The 19,140-nt window shown below is 65.5% G+C and carries 20 protein-coding genes, 2 tRNA genes, 1 other RNA gene and 2 pseudogenes; 17 read left to right on the top strand and 8 right to left on the bottom strand.

Annotation, left to right across the window (positions count from 1 at the left end):
- The 9 genes and pseudogenes from VK533_RS02590 to VK533_RS02550 all read left to right on the top strand — a co-directional run.
- Window positions 1–503, top strand: a pseudogene (locus VK533_RS02590) (chemotaxis protein CheA); the annotation flags it as partial.
- Between the two features lies 1 nt (window position 504).
- Window positions 505–933: a chemotaxis protein CheW gene (locus VK533_RS02585; protein ID WP_324374728.1), complete on the top strand. Its 429-nt coding sequence runs from the start codon at window positions 505–507 to the stop codon at window positions 931–933.
- A 116-nt stretch (window positions 934–1,049) separates the two neighbouring features.
- Window positions 1,050–1,415 carry a response regulator gene (locus VK533_RS02580; protein WP_324374726.1) on the top strand — a complete coding sequence of 122 codons (366 nt, stop codon included), beginning with the start codon at window positions 1,050–1,052 and terminating at the stop codon, window positions 1,413–1,415.
- Between the two features lie 75 nt (window positions 1,416–1,490).
- Complete coding sequence (gene cheB / locus VK533_RS02575; protein ID WP_324374724.1) at window positions 1,491–2,525, top strand: chemotaxis-specific protein-glutamate methyltransferase CheB; 1,035 nt, start codon at window positions 1,491–1,493, stop codon at window positions 2,523–2,525.
- The gene (locus VK533_RS02570; RefSeq protein WP_324374733.1) at window positions 2,522–3,331 is read left to right on the top strand and encodes a protein-glutamate O-methyltransferase CheR; all 810 of its coding nucleotides are present in this window, start codon (window positions 2,522–2,524) and stop codon (window positions 3,329–3,331) included. The genes cheB and VK533_RS02570 overlap by 4 nt, the downstream gene beginning before the upstream one ends.
- 43 nt (window positions 3,332–3,374) lie before the next feature.
- Window positions 3,375–4,091: an N-acetylmuramoyl-L-alanine amidase gene (locus VK533_RS02565; RefSeq protein WP_324374722.1), complete on the top strand. Its 717-nt coding sequence runs from the start codon at window positions 3,375–3,377 to the stop codon at window positions 4,089–4,091.
- Window positions 4,092–4,232: 141 nt separating this feature from the next.
- An RNA gene (gene rnpB, locus VK533_RS02560) (RNase P RNA component class A) lies at window positions 4,233–4,612 on the top strand.
- 53 nt (window positions 4,613–4,665) lie between these two features.
- On the top strand, window positions 4,666–5,193 hold the full coding sequence (locus VK533_RS02555) for a J domain-containing protein (protein WP_324374720.1): 528 nt from the start codon (window positions 4,666–4,668) through the stop codon (window positions 5,191–5,193).
- Window positions 5,190–5,516 (top strand): hypothetical protein, encoded by a 327-nt coding sequence (locus tag VK533_RS02550; RefSeq protein WP_324374718.1) that lies wholly within the window; start codon window positions 5,190–5,192, stop codon window positions 5,514–5,516. The genes VK533_RS02555 and VK533_RS02550 overlap by 4 nt, the downstream gene beginning before the upstream one ends.
- Window position 5,517: 1 nt before the next feature.
- Here the strand turns inward: VK533_RS02550 and VK533_RS02545 are convergent, their stop codons facing one another.
- Entirely contained in the window at window positions 5,518–5,925 is a 408-nt protein-coding gene (locus VK533_RS02545; RefSeq protein ID WP_324374716.1) for a SufE family protein, read from the bottom strand.
- Window positions 5,926–6,005: 80 nt separating this feature from the next.
- On the opposite strand from VK533_RS02545, the gene VK533_RS02540 reads away from it, so the two are divergent.
- Window positions 6,006–6,090, top strand: a tRNA-Leu gene (locus tag VK533_RS02540).
- Between the two features lie 79 nt (window positions 6,091–6,169).
- Here VK533_RS02540 and VK533_RS02535 read toward each other — a convergent pair.
- The gene (locus tag VK533_RS02535; RefSeq protein WP_324374714.1) at window positions 6,170–6,535 is read right to left on the bottom strand and encodes a hypothetical protein; all 366 of its coding nucleotides are present in this window, start codon (window positions 6,533–6,535) and stop codon (window positions 6,170–6,172) included.
- A 184-nt stretch (window positions 6,536–6,719) separates the two neighbouring features.
- Between VK533_RS02535 and VK533_RS02530 the strand changes: the two genes are divergently transcribed.
- Both VK533_RS02530 and VK533_RS02525 read left to right on the top strand, forming a co-directional pair.
- Complete coding sequence (locus VK533_RS02530; protein ID WP_324374712.1) at window positions 6,720–7,817, top strand: sensor histidine kinase; 1,098 nt, start codon at window positions 6,720–6,722, stop codon at window positions 7,815–7,817.
- Window positions 7,818–7,821: 4 nt separating this feature from the next.
- Window positions 7,822–8,622, top strand: a complete 801-nt coding sequence (locus VK533_RS02525) for a LytTR family DNA-binding domain-containing protein (RefSeq protein WP_324374710.1) — start codon at window positions 7,822–7,824, stop codon at window positions 8,620–8,622.
- A 75-nt stretch (window positions 8,623–8,697) separates the two neighbouring features.
- On the opposite strand, the gene pstB is transcribed toward VK533_RS02525, so the two are convergent.
- From pstB to ilvD, 5 genes are all read right to left on the bottom strand, one after another.
- Entirely contained in the window at window positions 8,698–9,507 is an 810-nt protein-coding gene (gene pstB, locus VK533_RS02520) for a phosphate ABC transporter ATP-binding protein PstB (RefSeq protein ID WP_324374730.1), read from the bottom strand.
- Between the two features lie 11 nt (window positions 9,508–9,518).
- Entirely contained in the window at window positions 9,519–10,361 is an 843-nt protein-coding gene (gene pstA, locus VK533_RS02515; protein ID WP_324374708.1) for a phosphate ABC transporter permease PstA, read from the bottom strand.
- Complete coding sequence (gene pstC / locus VK533_RS02510; RefSeq protein ID WP_324374706.1) at window positions 10,361–11,314, bottom strand: phosphate ABC transporter permease subunit PstC; 954 nt, start codon at window positions 11,312–11,314, stop codon at window positions 10,361–10,363. Before pstC ends, pstA begins: the two co-directional genes overlap by 1 nt.
- Window positions 11,315–11,373: 59 nt before the next feature.
- Window positions 11,374–12,408 carry a phosphate ABC transporter substrate-binding protein PstS gene (gene pstS / locus VK533_RS02505; RefSeq protein WP_324374704.1) on the bottom strand — a complete coding sequence of 345 codons (1,035 nt, stop codon included), beginning with the start codon at window positions 12,406–12,408 and terminating at the stop codon, window positions 11,374–11,376.
- Window positions 12,409–12,503: 95 nt separating this feature from the next.
- Entirely contained in the window at window positions 12,504–14,345 is a 1,842-nt protein-coding gene (gene ilvD / locus VK533_RS02500) for a dihydroxy-acid dehydratase (RefSeq protein WP_324374702.1), read from the bottom strand.
- A gap of 149 nt (window positions 14,346–14,494) precedes the next feature.
- On the opposite strand from ilvD, the gene VK533_RS02495 reads away from it, so the two are divergent.
- Both VK533_RS02495 and VK533_RS02490 read left to right on the top strand, forming a co-directional pair.
- On the top strand, window positions 14,495–15,367 hold the full coding sequence (locus VK533_RS02495; protein ID WP_324374701.1) for a glyoxalase: 873 nt from the start codon (window positions 14,495–14,497) through the stop codon (window positions 15,365–15,367).
- 7 nt (window positions 15,368–15,374) lie between these two features.
- Window positions 15,375–16,454: an FUSC family protein gene (locus VK533_RS02490; RefSeq protein WP_324374699.1), complete on the top strand. Its 1,080-nt coding sequence runs from the start codon at window positions 15,375–15,377 to the stop codon at window positions 16,452–16,454.
- 10 nt (window positions 16,455–16,464) lie between these two features.
- On the opposite strand, the gene VK533_RS02485 is transcribed toward VK533_RS02490, so the two are convergent.
- Window positions 16,465–16,538, bottom strand: a tRNA-Cys gene (locus VK533_RS02485).
- 248 nt (window positions 16,539–16,786) lie between these two features.
- Between VK533_RS02485 and VK533_RS02480 the strand changes: the two genes are divergently transcribed.
- From VK533_RS02480 to VK533_RS02470, 3 genes and pseudogenes are all read left to right on the top strand, one after another.
- Window positions 16,787–17,428 (top strand): protein-L-isoaspartate O-methyltransferase, encoded by a 642-nt coding sequence (locus VK533_RS02480; protein WP_324374697.1) that lies wholly within the window; start codon window positions 16,787–16,789, stop codon window positions 17,426–17,428.
- Window positions 17,428–18,915, top strand: coding sequence for a TolC family outer membrane protein (locus tag VK533_RS02475; RefSeq protein WP_324374695.1), 1,488 nt, complete (start codon window positions 17,428–17,430; stop codon window positions 18,913–18,915). Before VK533_RS02480 ends, VK533_RS02475 begins: the two co-directional genes overlap by 1 nt.
- Before the next feature lie 17 nt (window positions 18,916–18,932).
- Window positions 18,933–19,140, top strand: a pseudogene (locus tag VK533_RS02470) (hypothetical protein); the annotation flags it as partial.

Below are 19,140 nucleotides of genomic sequence, written 5' to 3'. Positions count from 1 at the left end.
CGACCGGCGAACGGCTGCGCGTGCTGCGGCTCAGCGACGGTACGACGGCGATGGCCTATGCGATCGATCAGGTGATGGACGTGGTCGAAATGCAAAGCGAGATGGCGCCGACTTCGACGCCCGGTCCGGTCGCGGGGGTGGTGCTGCACGAAGGCAGCCCGGTCGAGATCCTCGATCCCTATTGGCTGTTCACCAATGCGATCACGCCCGCCAACGACGATTCGCCGATCTGCCTGGTGGCGGACTCCGAAGATCCCTGGGCGCGCGAGGTGCTCGCGCCTTTGCTCGGCCAGGCCGGCTATCGCGTCTTGTTCGCGGGCGAGCCCAATGAGGATCGGATTTCGGTGATCGTGACCAGCGGCGGCAGCGCGCCCGACGGTGTCGATGCGCCCGTAGTGCGACTACGCGGCACGCCTGACGGTACCGGCGACGAAAGCATCTACCGCTATGACCGCGACGGTCTGCTGCGCGCGTTGAGCCAGCATGTCGCAGGGGGGAAGTAAGATGGCGCTTTATCTGATCGCGCGGATCGCGGACGAGACGATCGCCTTGCCCGCCACCGAAATCGGATCGGTGGTCGAGGTCGACCAGATCGCCGCCGTGCCGCGCGTGCCCGGCCACGTCGCCGGCCTGTTCGCGCTGCGCAGCCGCGTGCTGACCGTGATCGACACCCGCGCCTCGCTCGAACTGGGCGCGATCGACCGCGCATCGGGCATGACCGCGGTCATCGTCGAATGCGAAGGCCATAGCTATGCCTTGCTGGTCGACGAGGTCGAGGATGTGATCGAAGGCGGCCAGGCCGAACCCTGTCCCGCTTTGCTGCCGTCGTCGTGGCGCCGCGCCGCCCGAGGCACGATCCGCCGCGGCGACGATGCGATCCTGCTGATCGATCCCGCGACCCTGGTGGCGGGACCCGAGCCGCTCGCGGCCTGATATTTTCTCGCTCGCGGGAAGCTGCACCCCAACAAATCGTTTCGGTCGTTAACGCGATGCTTACCCCCGTCGCCTAAGCCCCTGTTTGACAACGCTATGGCGAGGACGACGAACCCATGAAGAGCTGCTTGGTAGTCGATGACTCCAAGGTTATCCGCAAAGTTGCGCGGCATATCCTCGAGACGCTCAATTTCACGGTCGACGAAGCTGGTGACGGCCAGGAGGCCTTGATCGCCTGCAAGGCATCGGCCCCCGACGTCATCCTGCTCGACTGGAACATGCCCGTGATGAGCGGCATCGAGTTCCTGCGCGTGCTCGGCGAGACCGATCTTCCGCACCGCCCCAAGGTGGTGTTCTGCACGACCGAAAACGGCATGGGGCATATCCGGGCGGCGATCGACGCCGGCGCGGACGAATATGTCATGAAGCCGTTCGATCGAGAAACACTCGAAAGCAAGCTTCAGATCGTCGGCGTCGCCTGAGCGAAGCCCGTGCTGGGGATGCTCCACAGCGAAACAAGGCGCCCCGCAATAGGGCGCATATCTGCCCCGATCCGGGTGCTGATCGTCGACGATTCGGTCGTCGCGCGTGCGGTGCTTTCGCGCCTGCTCGGCGATTATGACGATATCGAAGTGGTCGGCCAGGCGGGCAGCGCCGTGTCCGCGCACAAGATTCTCGAAGATCAGAAGGTCGACATCATCCTGCTCGACCTCGAAATGCCCGGTATCGACGGGCTCGCGGCCTTGCCCGAGCTGATCCGCGCGAGCGACGGCGCGCGCGTGCTGATCGTCTCGTCCGCCTGCGCCGACGGCGCGGCGTCCAGCATCGCGGCGTTGCGCCAGGGCGCCGCCGATACCCTGCTCAAGCCCGCCGCCGCGCAATTCACCGGCCGCTTCGCCGACGAACTGGTCGATCGGCTGCGGCGGATCGCGCGCCCGGGCAAGACCGTGACCCATCGGCCCGCAGGGCGCATCGGCGCGCTGACGCCGGCTCCGACGACGCGCCGGCTGGAATGCCTCGGCATCGGCTCCTCGACCGGCGGCGTTCACGCGCTCGCGCGCTTTTTCGGCGCCTTGCCCCAAAGTTTCACCACGCCGATCCTGATCACGCAGCATCTGCCGGCGCCGTTCATGCCCTATTTCGCGGGTCAGCTGGCCGAGATGACGGGGCGTCCGACCCGCGTCGGCGCGCCGGGCGTGCAGCCGCAGCCGGGCGAATTGCTGCTGGCGCCGGGCGACGCGCACATGACCCTCGTCAAGACGGGGCCGGTGATCCACGTCCGCCTCGAGCGCAAGCGCGCGGTTTCGGGTTGTATGCCGTCGGTCGATCCGATGTTGGCTTCGATCGGCAAGGTCTATGGCCCGACCGGGGTCGGCGTGATCCTGAGCGGCATGGGCCGTGACGGCCTGCTCGGCGCGGGCGAACTGGCGGCTGCCGGCGGCGCGGTGCTGGCGCAGGATGAAGCGACCTCGGTCGTGTGGGGCATGCCCGGCGCGGTCGTCAACGCGCACCTGGCGCAGGCGGTGCTGCCGCCCGATCAGCTTGCGCGCCGTATCGTCGAATGGAGTGAGGGCGACACCGCGTGGAGATGACGCCGCTCGCCGCGCGCTCGATCGCCGGATTGTTCGAACAGATGACCGGCCAGCAGCTCGCGAGCACGCGGCGCTGGCGGATCGAAACCGTGCTCCAGCCCGTTATGCGCAAACACGATATTTCGAGCCTCGATATGCTTGCAGGATTGGCGTCGCAGCCGGGATCGGCGCTGCGCGAAGATGTGGTCGAAGCCTTGCTCAACCACGAAACCAGTTTCTATCGCGACTTGCCCGTCTTCAAGGCGATCGCGGACGAGATGCTGCCGGCGATCGTGCCGGCGCGGCCCGGGAAGAGGCTGCGCATCTGGTCGGCGGGCTGCTCGACTGGGCAGGAAGCCTATTCGCTCGCCTTCATCTTCTCCAACCAGAATGGCCGCTGGGACGATTGGCAGATCGATATCCTCGGCACCGACGTGTCGCCCCAGGCGATCGCGCAGGCGCGCAACGGCTGCTATTCGCAGTTCGAAGTGCAGCGCGGCCTGCCGATCGGCGATCTGATCGCGCGCTTCGAGCAGGAAGGCGAGGATTGGCGGATCAAGCCGATGCTCAAGGCGCGGACCAATTTCATGGTCCACAATCTGCTCGAGCCGCCGCCGCCGGGCCGGTTCGACGTCATCCTGTGCCGCAACGTCCTGCTTTATTTCTCGGCCGAACGGCGGCGCGCGGTGCTCGACCGGCTGGCGAGCGCGATCGCGCCTGACGGCATGCTGATCCTGGGCGCGGGCGAAACCGTGCTCGGCCAGACCGACGCCTTCACCCCCGATCCGCAGCTGCGCGGAATCTATCGGCGGACGGGCGCCGCCTGAAAAGGCTGACGCGGGGGCGCCTAAGCGTTATGCGTCCCGCGCAATGACCGATGGCATCCTCGATCGACCCTCGCCGAATTTCGACGAGCGCAAGCTGCCGGTCAGCATGATCGTCATCCATTATACCGGCATGTGCGACGCGGCCTCCGCGCTCGACCGGCTGACCGATCCCTCGAGCAAGGTCTCCAGCCACTATCTCATCGGCGAGGACGGACAGATCTGTCGCCTCGTATCCGAGACCAAGCGCGCCTGGCATGCGGGCAAGGCGCACTGGCGCGGGATCGACGACGTCAATTCGGCCTCGATCGGGATCGAACTGGTCAATCCCGGCCACGAAAACGGCTATCGTCCCTTTTCGGAGGCGCAGATGGAGGCGCTGGTCCCGCTGATGGCGAAGATCGTCGGCCGCTACAGCATCACGCGCGGCAATATCGTCGGCCATTCCGATGTGGCGCCCGCGCGCAAGGATGATCCCGGCGAATTGTTCGACTGGGACCGGCTTGCGCGGCTGCGCCTCGCGCTCCCGCGGCCGAACAAGCATCTGACCGATCCCTTGTGGAGCGACGCCAGCTTCCTGCTCGCGCTCGAACGCTTCGGCTATGAGCTGGTCGACACCGAGGCGGCGGTGCGCGCCTTTCAGCGCCGCTTCCGTCCCGATATCATCGACGGCGTGATCGACGGCCAGTGCCGCGCGATCCTGCTCTCCTTGCTGACGGGCGGCGACAAGGGTGCAGAGGCACGCCAAGGCCGCAAGGGCTGACGTTGGTTTGTCAGCTACGCTGAGCGGCACCGGCCCACGCCCCCACCCGACCTCCCATATGATACTGTTGGGAGGTCGGGTGGGGGCGTGGGCCGGTGCCGTGCCTGTTCAGCTTGCTGAACAACTGCTACGGCGCACCCGCCAGAGGGCCGGGCGGCCGCCGGTGCAGCGATGCACGGGAGGAAAGTCCGGGCTCCATAGAGTGACGGTGCCGGGTAACGCCCGGCGGGACGCGGGGTGACCTTCGTCTTAGGGACAGTGCAACAGAAAGCAGACCGCGCGCGCTTCGGCCGCGTAAGGGCGAAAGGGTGCGGTAAGAGCGCACCGCGCTTCCGGTAACGGCGGCGGCACGGCAAACCCCACCGGGAGCAAGACCGAGTAGGGACGGCATATGGGGTGACTCGCCCCCGTCGTCCGGGTTGGTTGCTTGAGGCGGCGCGCAAGCGCCGCCCTAGAGGAATGGTCGCCCAGTTCCGTTAATTCGGAATGGACAGAACCCGGCTTACAGGCCCTCTGGCATTTTCTTTCTAGGGCATGGCGATCTGCCGTGCCTTTCCCTATCTGCAGGCGAGTTATGGCGCGTTCGACCCGATCAACCGACTGGGGTTTTCCCCGCTGGCGCGGCTATGGCGGCGAGGGCGGGGCGGCCAAGGTGCGGATGTGCGACCGGCATGGTTGCGATCTACCCGGCAATTGCCCCGCGCCCAAATCGCCCAACAGCCCCGAACGCTGGTATTTCTGCCAGGAACATGCGGGCGAATATAATCGGGGCTGGGATTATTTCGAAGGACTGAGCGCCGAGGAAGCCGCCGCGCGCGAGGCCGGCGAGCGCCGTGACTTTTCGGGCTTTGCCGAGACCGCGCATTATGGCTGGGGCGGCTCCGGCGACGGCAGCCGCTCGCGCGACGAGATGCGTGCGCTCGCTGTGCTGGAGGTGGAAACCGACGCCAGCTTCGACGAGATCAAGATGGCCTGGCGCCGGCTCGCCAAGGCCAATCATCCCGATGCGCGGCCCGACGATGCAGAGGCCGCCGAGCGTTTCCGGCTGATCCAGGCGGCGTGGGACGTGCTGCGCCAGGCCGAGGAACGGCGCGCGGCATGATCCTCGATCTGCCCGCCCGTTGGCGCGCGTCGATCCTGGTCTGCGCCAAATGCGAGAAGAAGCTCGGCAAGAAGGGCTTCGGACCGAAGGGCAAGCAGCGCCTGTCCAAATTGCTGCGCAAGCGCGCGGGCGGGGGCAAGGGGCGCAAGGCCGGGGTCGGCGTGATCTCGACCGGCTGCCTCAAGGTCTGTCCGCGCTACGCCGTCACCGTGGTCGACGGCGCCAGGCCGCGCGACTGGATGATCGTCCAGATGGGCACGCCGGTCGAACAGGTCGAAGCGCGGCTGGGGTTGGGCGAACCGATGGCGGTGGCGGCGGAGTAGGTCAGGCGTAGCGCGTTGCCGTCTCGCGGATCAGCGCGATCATGTTGGGAATGCCCTGGGTGCGGTTGGACGAAAGCTGGCGCGTCAGATCGAACGGCGCGAGCGCACCTTCGATATCGGTCGCCAGGATCTCCGCCGGCGCTCGATCCTGCACCGTCAGCAGCACCAAAGCGATAATGCCCTTGGTGATCGCGGCATTGCTGTCGGCGAGGAAATGGAGCCGCCCATCCGCGCCCCGCGTCGGATAGACCCACACCGACGCCGAACAGCCGCGCACCATGGTCGTGTCGGTCTTGAGCGCCTCGGGCATCGATTCGAGTTCGCGGCCGAGCTCGATCAGCAGGCGATAGCGATCGTCGGCGTCGAGGAAGCCATATTCGTCGAGCAGGTCGTTGAGGCGCGATGACATGGCCGCGCGGCTAGCAGACGCTTTCTGCGCGCGGAAGGCTGGACGAGCGGGCAAAGCCTGCGCTAACGGCGCTTCGCAGTGCGGGTGTGGTGAAACTGGTAGACGCGCGGGACTCAAAATCCCGTTCCGCAAGGAGTGTCGGTTCGAGCCCGACCACCCGCACCACCGATCTCATCGAGACCAAGAAAACGGGCGGCGGATTGCTCCGTCGCCCGTTTCGTTTCGTGATCCAGTCAGGCGGTGCTTAGCCGCAATAATTGACCGGGACGTAGCGGTGGCCCCAGCCGTCCCAGCGCCAGTCGGTGCGGCAAGGCGGACCGCCATAATAGCCGTAGGGCGGGGGCGGCGGGGCATAATAAGCCGGGCCGTAGCCATAGCCGCCATAATAACCGCGTCCGCCATAATAGCCGCCGCCGCGATAACTGTCGCTCGCGATCGCGGCGCCCGCAGCCAAGCCGAGAATGCCGGCGCCGAGCACGGCGCCACTGTGGCCGCCATGATAATGGCCCCGATAGCCGCCGTGATAGCGCGCTTCGGCCGGAGCCGCCGCGCCGAGCGTGACGCCGGCCAGCGCCAGCGTCGCGGTGGTTGCCGTCAGAAACTTACGCATCACAAACCTCCGTTCCATGCCGTGGAGTCGCTGCTCCACTTGGCACCGTTCCTACGCCGAGTCGGATGAACCGGCGGGGAATCAGACGTTTATCCAACGTTCACGGAGGCCCGGCGCTGCTCGGTTCGTCGCATTTGCCTGCCCGGTTGGCACGGCGCGCCTCTATCCTGTAGAGGCAGGCGCGATGGCGCGTACGCTGCTTAAACAAACGCCGTTCTTCGACGACAAGAACCGTGCCTTCTGGACGCTCCAGTCGGCGGGGTGGGCGGGCTATTTCGTGTTGCGCGCGCTGGGCGGCGTCGCGAACGGCGTCGGCTGGCTGTTCGTCGTGCCGACCGCGCTGACCACCGCAACCGGCTATTCGCTGACCCTCTTGATGTCGGCAGCCTATCGCCGGCTGTTCCACATGCGCCCGCTCGCCACCTGGGGCGGATCGATCCTGATCGTCGGCATCGCCTCGGTCGTCTTCTCGTCGATCGAAACCTGGGCGCACCACACCTTCTACAGCGTCGGCCCGATGCCCGAGGGTATCCAGTATCTGTCCGCGATCCTGCTCGATTTCGCGCTGCTCGCGGCCTGGTCGGCGCTCTATTACGGCATCAATTTCTACATATTGGTGGAGCAGCAGCGCGATCAGCTGCTGCGGCTGGAAAGCCAGGCGTCGTCGGCGCAGCTCGCGATGCTGCGCTATCAGCTCAACCCGCATTTCCTGTTCAACACGCTCAATTCGATCTCGACCCTGGTGCTGCTCAAGCAGACCGAGCGCGCCAATGCGATGCTGTCGCGGCTGTCCTCCTTCCTGCGCTATACGTTGGTGAGCGAGCCCGAGGGCGAGGTCACGGTCGCGCAGGAGATCGAGACGTTGAAACTCTATCTCGACATCGAAAAGATGCGGTTCGAGGAACGGCTGCGCACCAAATTCGATATCGATCCGGCGGCCGCCCAGGCCAATATCCCGTCGCTGCTGCTTCAGCCTTTGGTCGAAAATTCGATCAAATATGCGGTTACGCCCAAGGAAGAAGGCGCGGATATCGCGGTTGGGGTACGCCGCCTGGGCAATCGCGTTCATATCACGGTCAGCGACAGCGGCCCAGGAACGCAGGCAGGGCTGCACGAAAGCGGGGGAGGCATCATATCCTCCACCGGTGTCGGCCTGGTGAATACGCGGGACCGGCTGGCGCAGGCTTATGGCGCCGACCATCGCTTCGAAACCGAAGCCGGTCCGGACGGATTCACCGTGACGATCGAGATACCGTACCAGTCGAACACGACGAGGGCCTGAATAGATGACAATCCGCACCATCCTGGTCGATGACGAACCGCTGGCAATCCAGGGCCTGCAGCTCCGACTCCAGGCGCAAGAAGACGTCGAAATCATCGAAACCTGCACCAACGGGCGCGAGGCGATCCGCGCGATCAAGACGCACAAGCCCGATCTCGTCTTCCTCGACATCCAGATGCCGGGCTTTGACGGTTTTTCGGTGATCCAGGGGCTGATGGAGGTCGAACCGCCGCTGTTCGTGTTCGTGACCGCCTATGTCGATCATGCGCTGCGCGGCTTCGAAGCCGGCGCGGTCGATTATCTGATGAAGCCGGTCGAGAATGAACGCCTTGCCGACACGATGGAGCGCGTGCGCCAGCGCCTGTCCGAAAAGCGCGCCGCCGAAGAGGTGATGCAGCTCAAGGAAGTGATCGCCGAGCATGCGCCCGACGCCGCCGATTCGATGCCCGAAAGCGCCGATGCGCACGCGTCGAACCGCTACGAGAAATTGATCAACATCAAGGATCGCGGCCAGATATTCCGCGTCGATGTCGATTCGATCGAGCGGATCGACGCCGCCGGCGACTATATGTGCATCTATACCGGCGACAACACGCTCATCCTGCGCGAGACGATGAAAGATCTGGAAAAGCGCCTCGATCCGCGCCGTTTCCAGCGCATCCACCGCTCGACCATCGTCAATCTCGACCTGGTCAAGCAGGTCAAGCCGCACACCAATGGCGAATGCTTCCTGGTGCTGGGCTCGGGCGCGCAGGTGAAGGTCAGCCGCTCCTACCGCGACGTCGTCGCGCGCTTCGTGCACTGATCGTGACGGCCTGACATAAGAAAAGGGCGCTTCCCGCGAGGGAGGCGCCCTTTCTTTTGTCCGTCGCGAACCGGATCAGCCGAAGCGGCCGGTCACATAATCGCGCGTGCGGCGCGAGCGCGGGTTGGAGAAGATGTCCGCGGTCGGACCGAATTCGATCATCCGGCCGAGGAACATGAAGCCGGTATAATCGGAAATACGGCTCGCCTGCTGAAGGTTGTGCGTGACGATCACGATCGTCACATCCTTCTTGAGTTCGACCAAAGTCTGTTCGAGCTTGGCGGTCGAGACCGGATCGAGCGCGGAAGCGGGCTCGTCGAGCAGCAGGATTTCCGGCTGGACCGCGATGCCGCGCGCGACGCACAGCCGCTGCTGCTGGCCGCCCGACAGGCCCAGGCCCGACGTGTGGAGCTTGTCCTTGACCTCGTCCCACAAGGCCGCGCGCGTGATCGAGCGCTGGACGATCTCGTCCATCTCGGCCTTGTTCTTCTTGTGGTAGAGCCGCACGCCGAACGCGACATTGTCGTAGATCGACATCGGAAACGGGGTCGGCTTCTGGAACACCATGCCGACGCGCGCGCGCAATGCGGCCGGATCGCGGCCCTTGAGCACGTCCTCGCCGTCGAGCATGATCTCGCCTTCGGCGCGCTGGCCCGGATAGAGCGCGTAGATGCGGTTCAACGCGCGCAGCAAGGTCGACTTGCCGCAGCCCGACGGGCCGATCAGCGCGGTGATCTTGTTCTTCTCGATCGGCAGGTCGATGCCGTGCAGCGACTCGTTCGCGCCGTAGAAGAATTTCAGATCGCGCGATTCGAGCAGCAACTCGCCCGCGGGGCGGGTCATGAACTGCTCTTCGCCATCCGAAGTGGAGGGCGGGTTCATCACGGCGGTGTCGGTCATGAGCGGTGCGTCTCCCGGGCGAGAACACGCCCGACGATGTTGATGAAGAGAACGGCGACGGCGATCAGCAACGCACCGACCCAGGCGAGCCGCTGCCAATCGTCATAAGCCGACAGCGCGAACTGGAAGATCGTGGTCGGCAGGCTCGCCATCGGTTGACTGAGCCGGGCGTTGTAGAATTGGTTGCCGAGGCTAGTGAACAGCAGCGGCGCGGTCTCGCCTGAGATGCGGGCGAAGCCGAGCAGGCCGGCGGTGAGCAGGCCGGTCCGCGCCGATTTCCAGATGATCTTGCGGATCACGAACGCGCGGCTCGCGCCCAACGCCATGCCCGCTTCGCGCAGCGCGCCCGGCTGGAGCGACAAGATATCCTCGGTCGTGCGCACCACGATCGGCGTCGCGAGGAAGGCCAAGGCGACCGCGCCGGCATAAGCCGAAAATCCGTGGAAGGGCGCGACCAGCAATTCGTAGACGAACAGGCCGATCAGGATCGACGGCGCCGAGATCAGCACGTCGTTGAAGAAGCGCACGACCTGGCCATATTTCGTGCCCGCGCCATATTCGGCGAGCCAGGTGCCGGCGAGGATGCCGATCACCAAGGCGATTACCATGCCGAGCGAGCACATGATCAGCGAGCCGACGATCGCGTTGCGCAGGCCGCCGGGCGATCCCGGCGCCGGCTGATCCTTGGTGAAGATCATGAAGTCGATCCCGCCCAGGCCTTTGCTGAGCAGGGTCCACAGGATCATCACCAGCGCGCTCAATGCGATCGCGGTGGCGATCAGGCAGAGCACGACGAACACGCCATTGGTGGCGCGGCGGCGGGCGGCGCGGGTAATCATCAGATCTTGGCCTCGCGCAGGAGCAGGCGGGCAACCGCCAGCACGATGAAGGTGATCACGAACAGCAGGAAGCCGAGCGCGATCAGCGCGGATGTATGCAGGTCGCTGGTCGCTTCGGCGAATTCGTTGGCGACGGTCGAGGCGATCGTCGAGCCGCTATCGAACAGCGAATGCGGGAAGCTATGCGAATTGCCGATGATGAAGGTGACCGCCATCGTCTCGCCGAGCGCGCGGCCGAGGCCGAGCATGACCACGCCGATCATGCCTTTGCGGACATAGGGGATGACGACCGCCTTGATCACCTCGAACGGAGTGCAGCCCAGCCCGTAGGCGGCCTCGCGCACCTGCGGCGGCACGGTCAGGAACAATTCGCGGAACACCGCCGCCATATAAGGCAGGATCATGATCGCGAGGATCAAGGAGGCGGTGAAGATATTGGCGCCGTTCGGCGTGCCCGCGAAGATCTTGCCGATGAAGCTGTCCGGCGCGAAGTCCAGCGCGATCGGCAACTGGACATGCTTGGCGAACCACGGCGCGAGCACGAACAGGCCCCACATGCCGTAGACGATCGACGGAATGCCCGCGAGCAGCTCGACCGCGATCGCGATCGGACGCGAGAGCTTGGGCGGGCAGAATTCGACGAGAAAGACCGACACGCCGAGCGCGAGCGGCAGCGCCACCAGCAAGGACAGGAACGACGTGATGAGCGTACCGGCAATCGGGCCGGCGGCACCGTAAACCTCGGTCACCGGGTTCCAGGTGGTCGAGGTCAGGAAGCCGAAGCCGAAGGCGCGGAAGGCGGGCAGGCCGCCGATGAACAGGCTGACGACGACGCCGGCGAGCGCTGCCAGCAGGAAGGTGGCTGCCGCGGCGCAGGCAAAACGGAAGACGATTTCGCCGGTGGCATGGCCCGGAGGCGCGCCGGTCGGGCTTGCGAGGTCGGTGCTGGCCATGCTGGACTCGTAAAGCGGGCGCCGAGGCTTGATAACAGCCTCGGCGCCCATGGTCACGTTTACTTGGCGACGTAGACCGGCTTGCCGCCGGACTGGATCGACGAAGCCCACTGCTTCTTGAGCAGGCCCTTCACGTTCGCCGGAAGCGGCACATAATCGAGGCTGACGGCGAGCGCGTCACCCTTGTTGTAGCCCCATTCGAAGAACTTGAGCACCTGAGCCGCGTTCGCAGGATCTTCCTGGTTGCGGTACATCAGGATGAAGGTCGCGCCGGTGATCGGCCATGCAGCGGCCGACGGCTGGTCGAGCAGCAGGATGTAGTTGCCCGGCGACTTCAGCCAGGGGGCGCTGCCAGCGGCTGCACCGAATGCAGCGGCGGTCGGCTGGACGAACTTGCCCGACTTGTTCTGCATCGCGGCATAGGTCGAGTGGTTCTGCTTGGCGTAGGCATATTCGACATAGCCGATCGCGCCGGTCGTCTGCTTCACGAAAGCCGACACGCCGTCATTGCCCTTGCCGCCGAGACCGGTCGGCCACTGGACCGAGTCGCTCGCGCCAACCTGGCTGGCCCAGGTCGGGTTCTTCATCGCCAGATAGGAGGTGAAGAGGAAGCTGGTGCCCGAGCCGTCCGAACGGTGGACGACGGTGATCGGCAGGTTCGGCAGCGGCACGCCCTTGTTGAGCGCGGCGATTTCCGGCGCGTTCCACTTGGTGACCTTGCCGAGGAAGATATCGCCGAGCAGCGCGCCGCTCAGTTTGACCTGGCCTGGCGCGATCCCGGGAAGGTTCATCACGGGGACCACGCCGCCGACGACGGTCGGGAACTGATAGAGGCCGGCAGCGGCCAGTTCATCGGGCTTCAAGGGCTTGTCGGACGCGCCGAAATCGACGGTCTTGGCCTTGATCTGCTTGATGCCGCCGCCCGAACCGATCGCCTGATAGTTCAGGCCGATGCCGGTCTGCGCCTTATAGGCTTCGGCCCACTTGGCGTAGACGGGAGCCGGGAAGGTCGCGCCCGCGCCCGAAATGTCGGCGGCAGCCGCAGTGGAAGCGATGGCGAGGCCGCCAATCGCCGCGACGAACGTCTTGAACATGTGAGTCCCCTGGAAATAGAGCGCGGCGTTGAACCGCTGCCCAAAGCTCTATGGGGCTTCCGTGACTCTTGTGTGACAATGGAACCCGCGCGGGGTTATTCCGGCAGGACTCTGACAGCGCCGCGTGAAGCATTGCCCGCAAACAAGGCATAAGCCTGCAACGCCTTGGAAACAGTACGTTTACGCCCGAACGGCTTCCATGCCTTGGGCCCACGATCCTCCATCGCCGCGTGGCGTTTGGCGAGCGTGGCGTCGTCAACCAGCAGGTTGATGCTGCGATTGGGAATATCGATCTCGATCAGGTCGCCATGTTCGACCAGAGCGATCAGCCCGCCCTCGGCCGCCTCGGGCGAGACATGGCCGATCGACAGGCCCGACGTGCCGCCCGAGAAGCGCCCGTCGGTCAGCAAGGCGCAGGCTTTGCCCATGCCCTTCGATTTCAGATAGGAGGTCGGGTAGAGCATTTCCTGCATGCCCGGCCCGCCCTTGGGGCCTTCGTAGCGGATGACGACGACGTCGCCTTCCTTGACCTGATTGCCGAGGATGCCGACCACGGCCGCGTCCTGGCTCTCATAGACCATCGCCTTGCCGGTGAATTTGAGAATGGAATCGTCGACCCCGGCGGTCTTCACGATGCAGCCTTCGGGCGCGAGATTGCCGAACAGGACCGCGAGGCCCCCGTCCTGGCTGAAGGCGTTGGGCTGCGAGCGGATCACGCCGCTTTCCCGGTCGAGGTCGAGCTCGTCCCACCGGCGCGACTGGCTGAACGCGGTCTGGGTCGGCACGCCGCCCGGCGCCGCGCGATAGAAGGTGCGCACGGATTCGCTGTTGGTGCGCGCCACGTCCCAGCGGCCGAGCGCTTCGCCCAGCGTTGACGAATGCACCGTCGGCTGTTCGACATCGAGCAGGCTGGCGCGATCGAGTTCACCCAGGATCGCCATGATCCCGCCCGCGCGATGGACATCCTCCATATGGACGTCCGACTTGGCCGGCGCGACCTTGCACAGGCACGGCACGCGCCGCGACAGCCGATCGATATCGGCCATCGTGAAATCGACCTCCGCCTCGTGCGCGGCCGCGAGGAGGTGGAGCACGGTGTTGGTCGATCCGCCCATCGCGATATCGAGGCTCATCGCATTCTCGAATGCGGCGAAGGTCGCGATATTGCGGGGGAGGGCGCTTGCGTCGTCCTGCTCGTACCAGCGCTTGGCGAGATCGACGACCGTATGCCCTGCCTCGCGGAACAGCCGCTCGCGGTCCGCATGCGTCGCCAGCACGGATCCGTTGCCGGGCAGCGACAGGCCGAGCGCCTCGGTCAGGCAGTTCATCGAATTGGCGGTGAACATGCCCGAGCACGACCCGCAGGTCGGGCAGGCGGCCTTCTCGATCGCGTCGACTTCCTCGTCGGTATAGGATTCGTCGCCGGCGGCGACCATCGCATCGACCAGGTCGAGCGCGACTTCCTTGCCCTTGAGGATGACCTTGCCGGCCTCCATCGGCCCGCCCGAGACGAACACGGCGGGCACGTTGATCCGCAACGCCGCCATCAGCATGCCGGGCGTGATCTTGTCGCAATTGGAGATGCACACCATCGCATCGGCGCAATGCGCGTTGACCATATATTCGACGCTGTCGGCGATCAGCTCGCGGCTCGGCAGCGAATAAAGCATGCCGTCATGGCCCATCGCGATGCCGTCATCGACCGCGATCGTGTTGAATTCCTTGGCGACGCCGCCCGCGGCTTCGATCTCGCGCGCGACCAGCTGGCCGAGATCCTTCAAGTGAACATGGCCCGGCACGAACTGGGTGAAGCTGTTGACCACCGCGATGATCGGCTTGCCGAAATCCGAATCCTTCATCCCCGTCGCGCGCCATAGGCCGCGCGCGCCCGCCATGTTGCGGCCGTGGGTGGTGGTGCGGGAACGATAAGCGGGCATGACGAAAGGCCTAGGATTCGCGAGGTTAAGAAGCAACGATGCCCTTGCCTCCATCATGCGCGTTGCGCAAGTTTATGTTTCCTTTCGGGCGGGTTGTGAAATTTTGTTTTGGCTTGGTGCGGTCCATGGCTGCGCTTACAGGGCTCTGCATGAAACTTATCGCCCTGTGCGCTGCGGTTTTGACCGCGCTCAGTCCGGTATCGGCTGAAGACTTCTCGGTCGGGCCGCAATACGACTCCACGCATGTCTATGTAGCCCCTGCCGATTTCGATCGCTTCATCGCGAGCTTCGTTGCCACCTTCGGCGGGACGACCTCCAAACAGGGTGTCTTCCAGGTCACGCCGACGCCGAGCCAGACCCTGTCGCAAGTTGTGTTGTCACCGGTCGGCATCATTTCGGTTTTCGGGTTCAAGACGCCGGTCCCCTATCCGTTCGGCCTCGAACGGACCGGGTATCTCGTGACCGATCTCGATGCGGCGGTGGCTGCCGCCAAGGCCAGCGGCGCCACCACTTTGGTCGAGCCGTTTCCCGACCCGATCGGCCGCGATGCGCTGATCGCATGGCCGGGCGGAGTGGGGCTGCAACTCTATTGGCACACGACCAAGCCAAGCTATGCGCCGCTCGCGACCGTGCCGGAAAATCGCATCTATCTGACGCGCGCCGCTGCGGATGCCTTTATCGCGGCCTGGCTCCGTTTCTCGCATGGGCAGGTGGTTTCGGATGAGGCAGCTGCGCCGGGTGCGCTGATTGGCCGGACCGGCGTTTCTATCCGGCAAGTCCGGATCAATTCGGGCTTCGGCAAGATGGTCGTGCTCGCAAGCGACGGTGCGCTGCCCTGGCCTTATGGACGCGACCTGACGGGCTATGAGGTCGCCGATCTGGCCGCGACGATCGGGAAGGCGAAGGCCGCCGGTGCGACCCTGCTCGTGGAACCGCACAGGGTGGAAAGCCGCCTTGCGGCGATCGTGCAATTTCCTGGCGGCTATATCGCGGAAATCCATCAGATAGTTCCGCAGGGTTGAGCGGCCGGTGAAAGCTTTCTCCGGCCAGTTCGATGCGCATCGGGCGGTCGACGAGGCGGAATGCGTCGCCTCGGTCCTGCTCGCCATCCTGCTCGCGCATCTGATCGGCGCGTCCAACGTCTTTTGGGCGGCTTTCTCCGGTTATATGGTGATGCGCGGCCATGTCGCGGAAAGCTTCCTGCGCGGTGTATTGCGGATCACCGGCACCGGGGCGGGGGCGCTGCTCGGCCTCGGCATAACCCCGCTGGTCGTAGGCAATGTCGCGCTGACCTCGATCGCGCTGGCGCTGCTCGGTGGGGCAATGCTCTATGCTGCGCTCACCGCCAAGCGGTCTTATGCTTGGCTGTTGGTCGGTCTGACCTTCGTCATGATCCTGCTCGACAAGACGCAGCATCCCCAGATCGCCATCGCCGATTTCGCGCGGACCCGGCTGCTGGAGGTGGTGGCCGGCACGGCGGCCTGCCTGATCGTCAGCACCGCCTCGACCATCACCTTGCGCCGCATCTGGCCGGCCGAGCGCGCGGCTCCGGCGACGCGGGTCGGCTGGAACCCGCATGCCGCGCGCCATGCCGGCCAGGCGGCGGTCGCTTTGGCGGCGTTGCCCGTGCTTGGCCTGTGGCTGCATTTGCCCGCGCTCGCGCAGAGCGCGGTCGCGATCATGGCGGTGATGCTGGTGCCGGTCAGCAGCATCGGTGCGAGCGGCTTCGGCCCGGTTAGCCGCCGCCTGGTCAACCGCGCGGTCGGTTGCCTCGCCGGTGCCGGGCTGGCGGCGATAATCCTGTTCCTGGGCCACGGCGCGGCGCCCATCCTGATCGCGGGCACGATCCTGGGCGTCGCGCTCGGCCGGCATCTCGAGAATGGCAAGGGTGCGCTGGCCTATGCCGGCACCCAGTTCGTGCTGGCCGTGCTCGTGACCCTGGTACCCGACTCCTATGCCGACGCGGATATCGGCCCGGCGGTCGATCGGCTGGCGGGCACGCTGATCGGCATGGCCTTGCTCGAACCGGTGCTGTTGCTGTGGCACCTGATCGCGCCGGGCGAGCGTCGTGCTGCCACGGCCGAGGAAGCCGAAGCGGGTGGGGTCTGAAGAAATAGAGTGGAGGCCCGAGCCGGAATCGAACCGGCGTGCAAGGATTTGCAGTCCTCTGCGTAACCACTCCGCCATCGGGCCGGAGGCGGGGCTGATGGTGGCTTTTCGCGGCGCTGTCAAACCCTGCGCTTTCTGTCCATATCCGGACAGCATCGCCGTCCACCTGTCCGCTTCCGGACATTGGCGGAAGCACCAATGCACATCGTTCCGGCGCATAACTGGCTGGCACGGTTCATGCTCCCCTTGGCCTCGGCAAGCGCGTTCGATAAGGCGTTGCCAACCGGCGTGGTGTCTTGTATCACTAAGACACCTGAAGAGGGCGACGCACAGTGACCGAACAGAATTACGAACAGATGCGGCGCGCGATGGTCGCGAGCCAGTTGCGCACCACCGCGGTCAACGATCCGCGCGTCGTCGCGGCAATGGGCAAGGTGGCGCGTGAGCGCTTCGTGCCGGCCGCGCAGGCCTCGCTCGCCTATCTCGACAAGACTTTGCCGATCGCCAACGGGCGCGGCATGGCCTCGCCGATGGTGGTCGGCCGGCTGCTGACTGAAGCGCGCGTCAAGCCGACCGATAATGCGCTCGTGATCGGCGCGGGCAGCGGCTATTCGGCCGCCGTGCTGGCCGAGCTCGCGGCGAACGTGATCGCGCTCGAACAGGACAAGGCGCTGGTCGGCAATGCGCCGCTGCCGGCCAATGTCAGCCGCGCGAGCGGGCCGCTCGCCAAGGGCTGGGCCAAGGGCGCGCCCTTCGACCTCATCCTGTTCGATGGTGCGGTTGAGCAAATCCCGCCCGCGATCATCGAGCAGCTCGCCGACGGCGGCCGCATTGCTACGCCGATCGTCGAGAATGGCGTCACCCGCCTCGCGATCGGCCGCAAGGCCGGTTTCGGTTTCGGCCTGCTCAGCTTCGCCGATGCGGAAGCGCCGGTCCTGCCCGGCTTCGCGGTCGAGAAGGGGTTCAGCTTCTGATGCGGTTCCGGGGGAAGATTATCGCCGTCCTGCTGGGCAGCGCGGCGCTGGGAACGCCTGCGTTCGCGACCACGCTGCAGGACGCGTTCGTCCAGACCTACAGCACCAACCCGTCGCTCAGCGCGGCGCGCGCGCAATTGCGTGCGACCGACGAAGGCGTGCCGCTCGCCAAGTCCCAATCGCGGCTGCAGGTCAGCAGCACGCTCGGCTTGTCGCAAAGCAGCAACGGCATCGACCATTACAACAACGGCGCGCGCGACCTCACCGCGCAGCTCAACCTGACTTATCCCTTGTTCCAGGGCGGGCGCGTCAAGAATTCGATCAACGCCGCCCAGACGCGCGTCATCGCCGGCCGTGCCGATCTGCGCACCGCCGAGGGCAATATCTTCGTGGCGGTCGTCAGCGCGTATATGGACGTGATCCGCGACGCCTCGATCGTCGATCTCAACCGCAAGAATGTCGACGTCCTCAACACCAATCTGAAGGCGAGCCGCGACCGCTTCCAGGTCGGCGACCTGACGCGCACCGACGTCGCCCAGTCCGAAGCGCGCCTCAGCCTCGCGCGCAGCCAGCTCATCACCGCGCAGGGCAATCTCACCGCCAGCCGCGAGAATTACCGCCGCGTGGTCGGCAGCTGGCCCGAAAATCTGGATTTGCCCCCGGCGCTGCCGAAGCTGCCGGCGGACCCCGATCAGGCGGTCACGGTATCGCTGCAGAACAGCCCCGCGCTGCAGGCGGCGGCCGCCGCGACCAAGGCGGCGGGCTATGATGTGGGCGTCGCGCGCGGCCAGCGCCTGCCGACCTTCTCCGCCATCGCCGGGCCGAATTATAACAATTACCTGGGCACCGCGAATCGCCTGAACGGCGTGCCAAAGGGCAGCCCCGGACTGGATCAGATTCAGACCGCCAACACGTTCGGCGTCCAGATGACCTTGCCGCTCTATCAGGGCGGCCTTGCCGGCGCGCAGGTGCGCCAGGCGCAGGCGCAACAGAATATCGCGGTCGAACAGGGCATCGATACCGAACGCCAGGTGATCGCCAACACGCGTGGCGCCTTCGCCGCCTATGAGGCGTCCGCGGCTGCGATCACCGCCAACCAGCAGGCGGTCTCGGCCAATGAGCTCGCGCTGGAGGGCGTGCGCGCCGAAAACCGCGTCGGCACGCGCACCGTGCTCGACGTGCTCAACGCCGAGCAGGAATTGCTCAATTCGCAGGTCGATCTCGTGTCGGCGCAGCATGACGAATATGTCGCCGGCTTCGCGCTGCTGAACGCGATGGGTATGGCGGAGGCGCGCGATCTCGGCCTCGACGGCGGGTCGCTCTACGATCCGACCGCCAATTACAACCATGTCAAAGGCTGGATCGGCGACTGGAGCGAGCAGCCCAAATATACGTCCAAGAGCACGCACACCAACGGCCCGACCCCGGTCGATCCCGACGTCGCGCCCTACGATCCCGACAAGACCGTGACACCGCCGCAGCAATAAGCAATAAAAGCGGCGCAATGGCTGAAGACGCGCCCGAACAATCGATGGAAGACGTGCTGTCGTCGATCAAGCGCATCATCAGCGCGGATGTCGAGGCGGCGCGCCGTTTCCCCAAGCCGTCGGCGGTCCTGTCCGTCGCGGACGAGGACGACGATGTGCTGGAGCTGGGGGAAACGGCGCGCCGCCTCGACATCCGCGCTGATGATGCGCTTGATCGACGACAGC

Origin of the sequence: Sphingomonas sp., assembly GCF_035317925.1 — a bacterium.
Classification (GTDB): domain Bacteria; phylum Pseudomonadota; class Alphaproteobacteria; order Sphingomonadales; family Sphingomonadaceae; genus Sphingomonas_I.
Note: the sequence above shows the minus strand (reverse complement) of the source record. Positions and strands in the feature narration are given on the sequence as shown.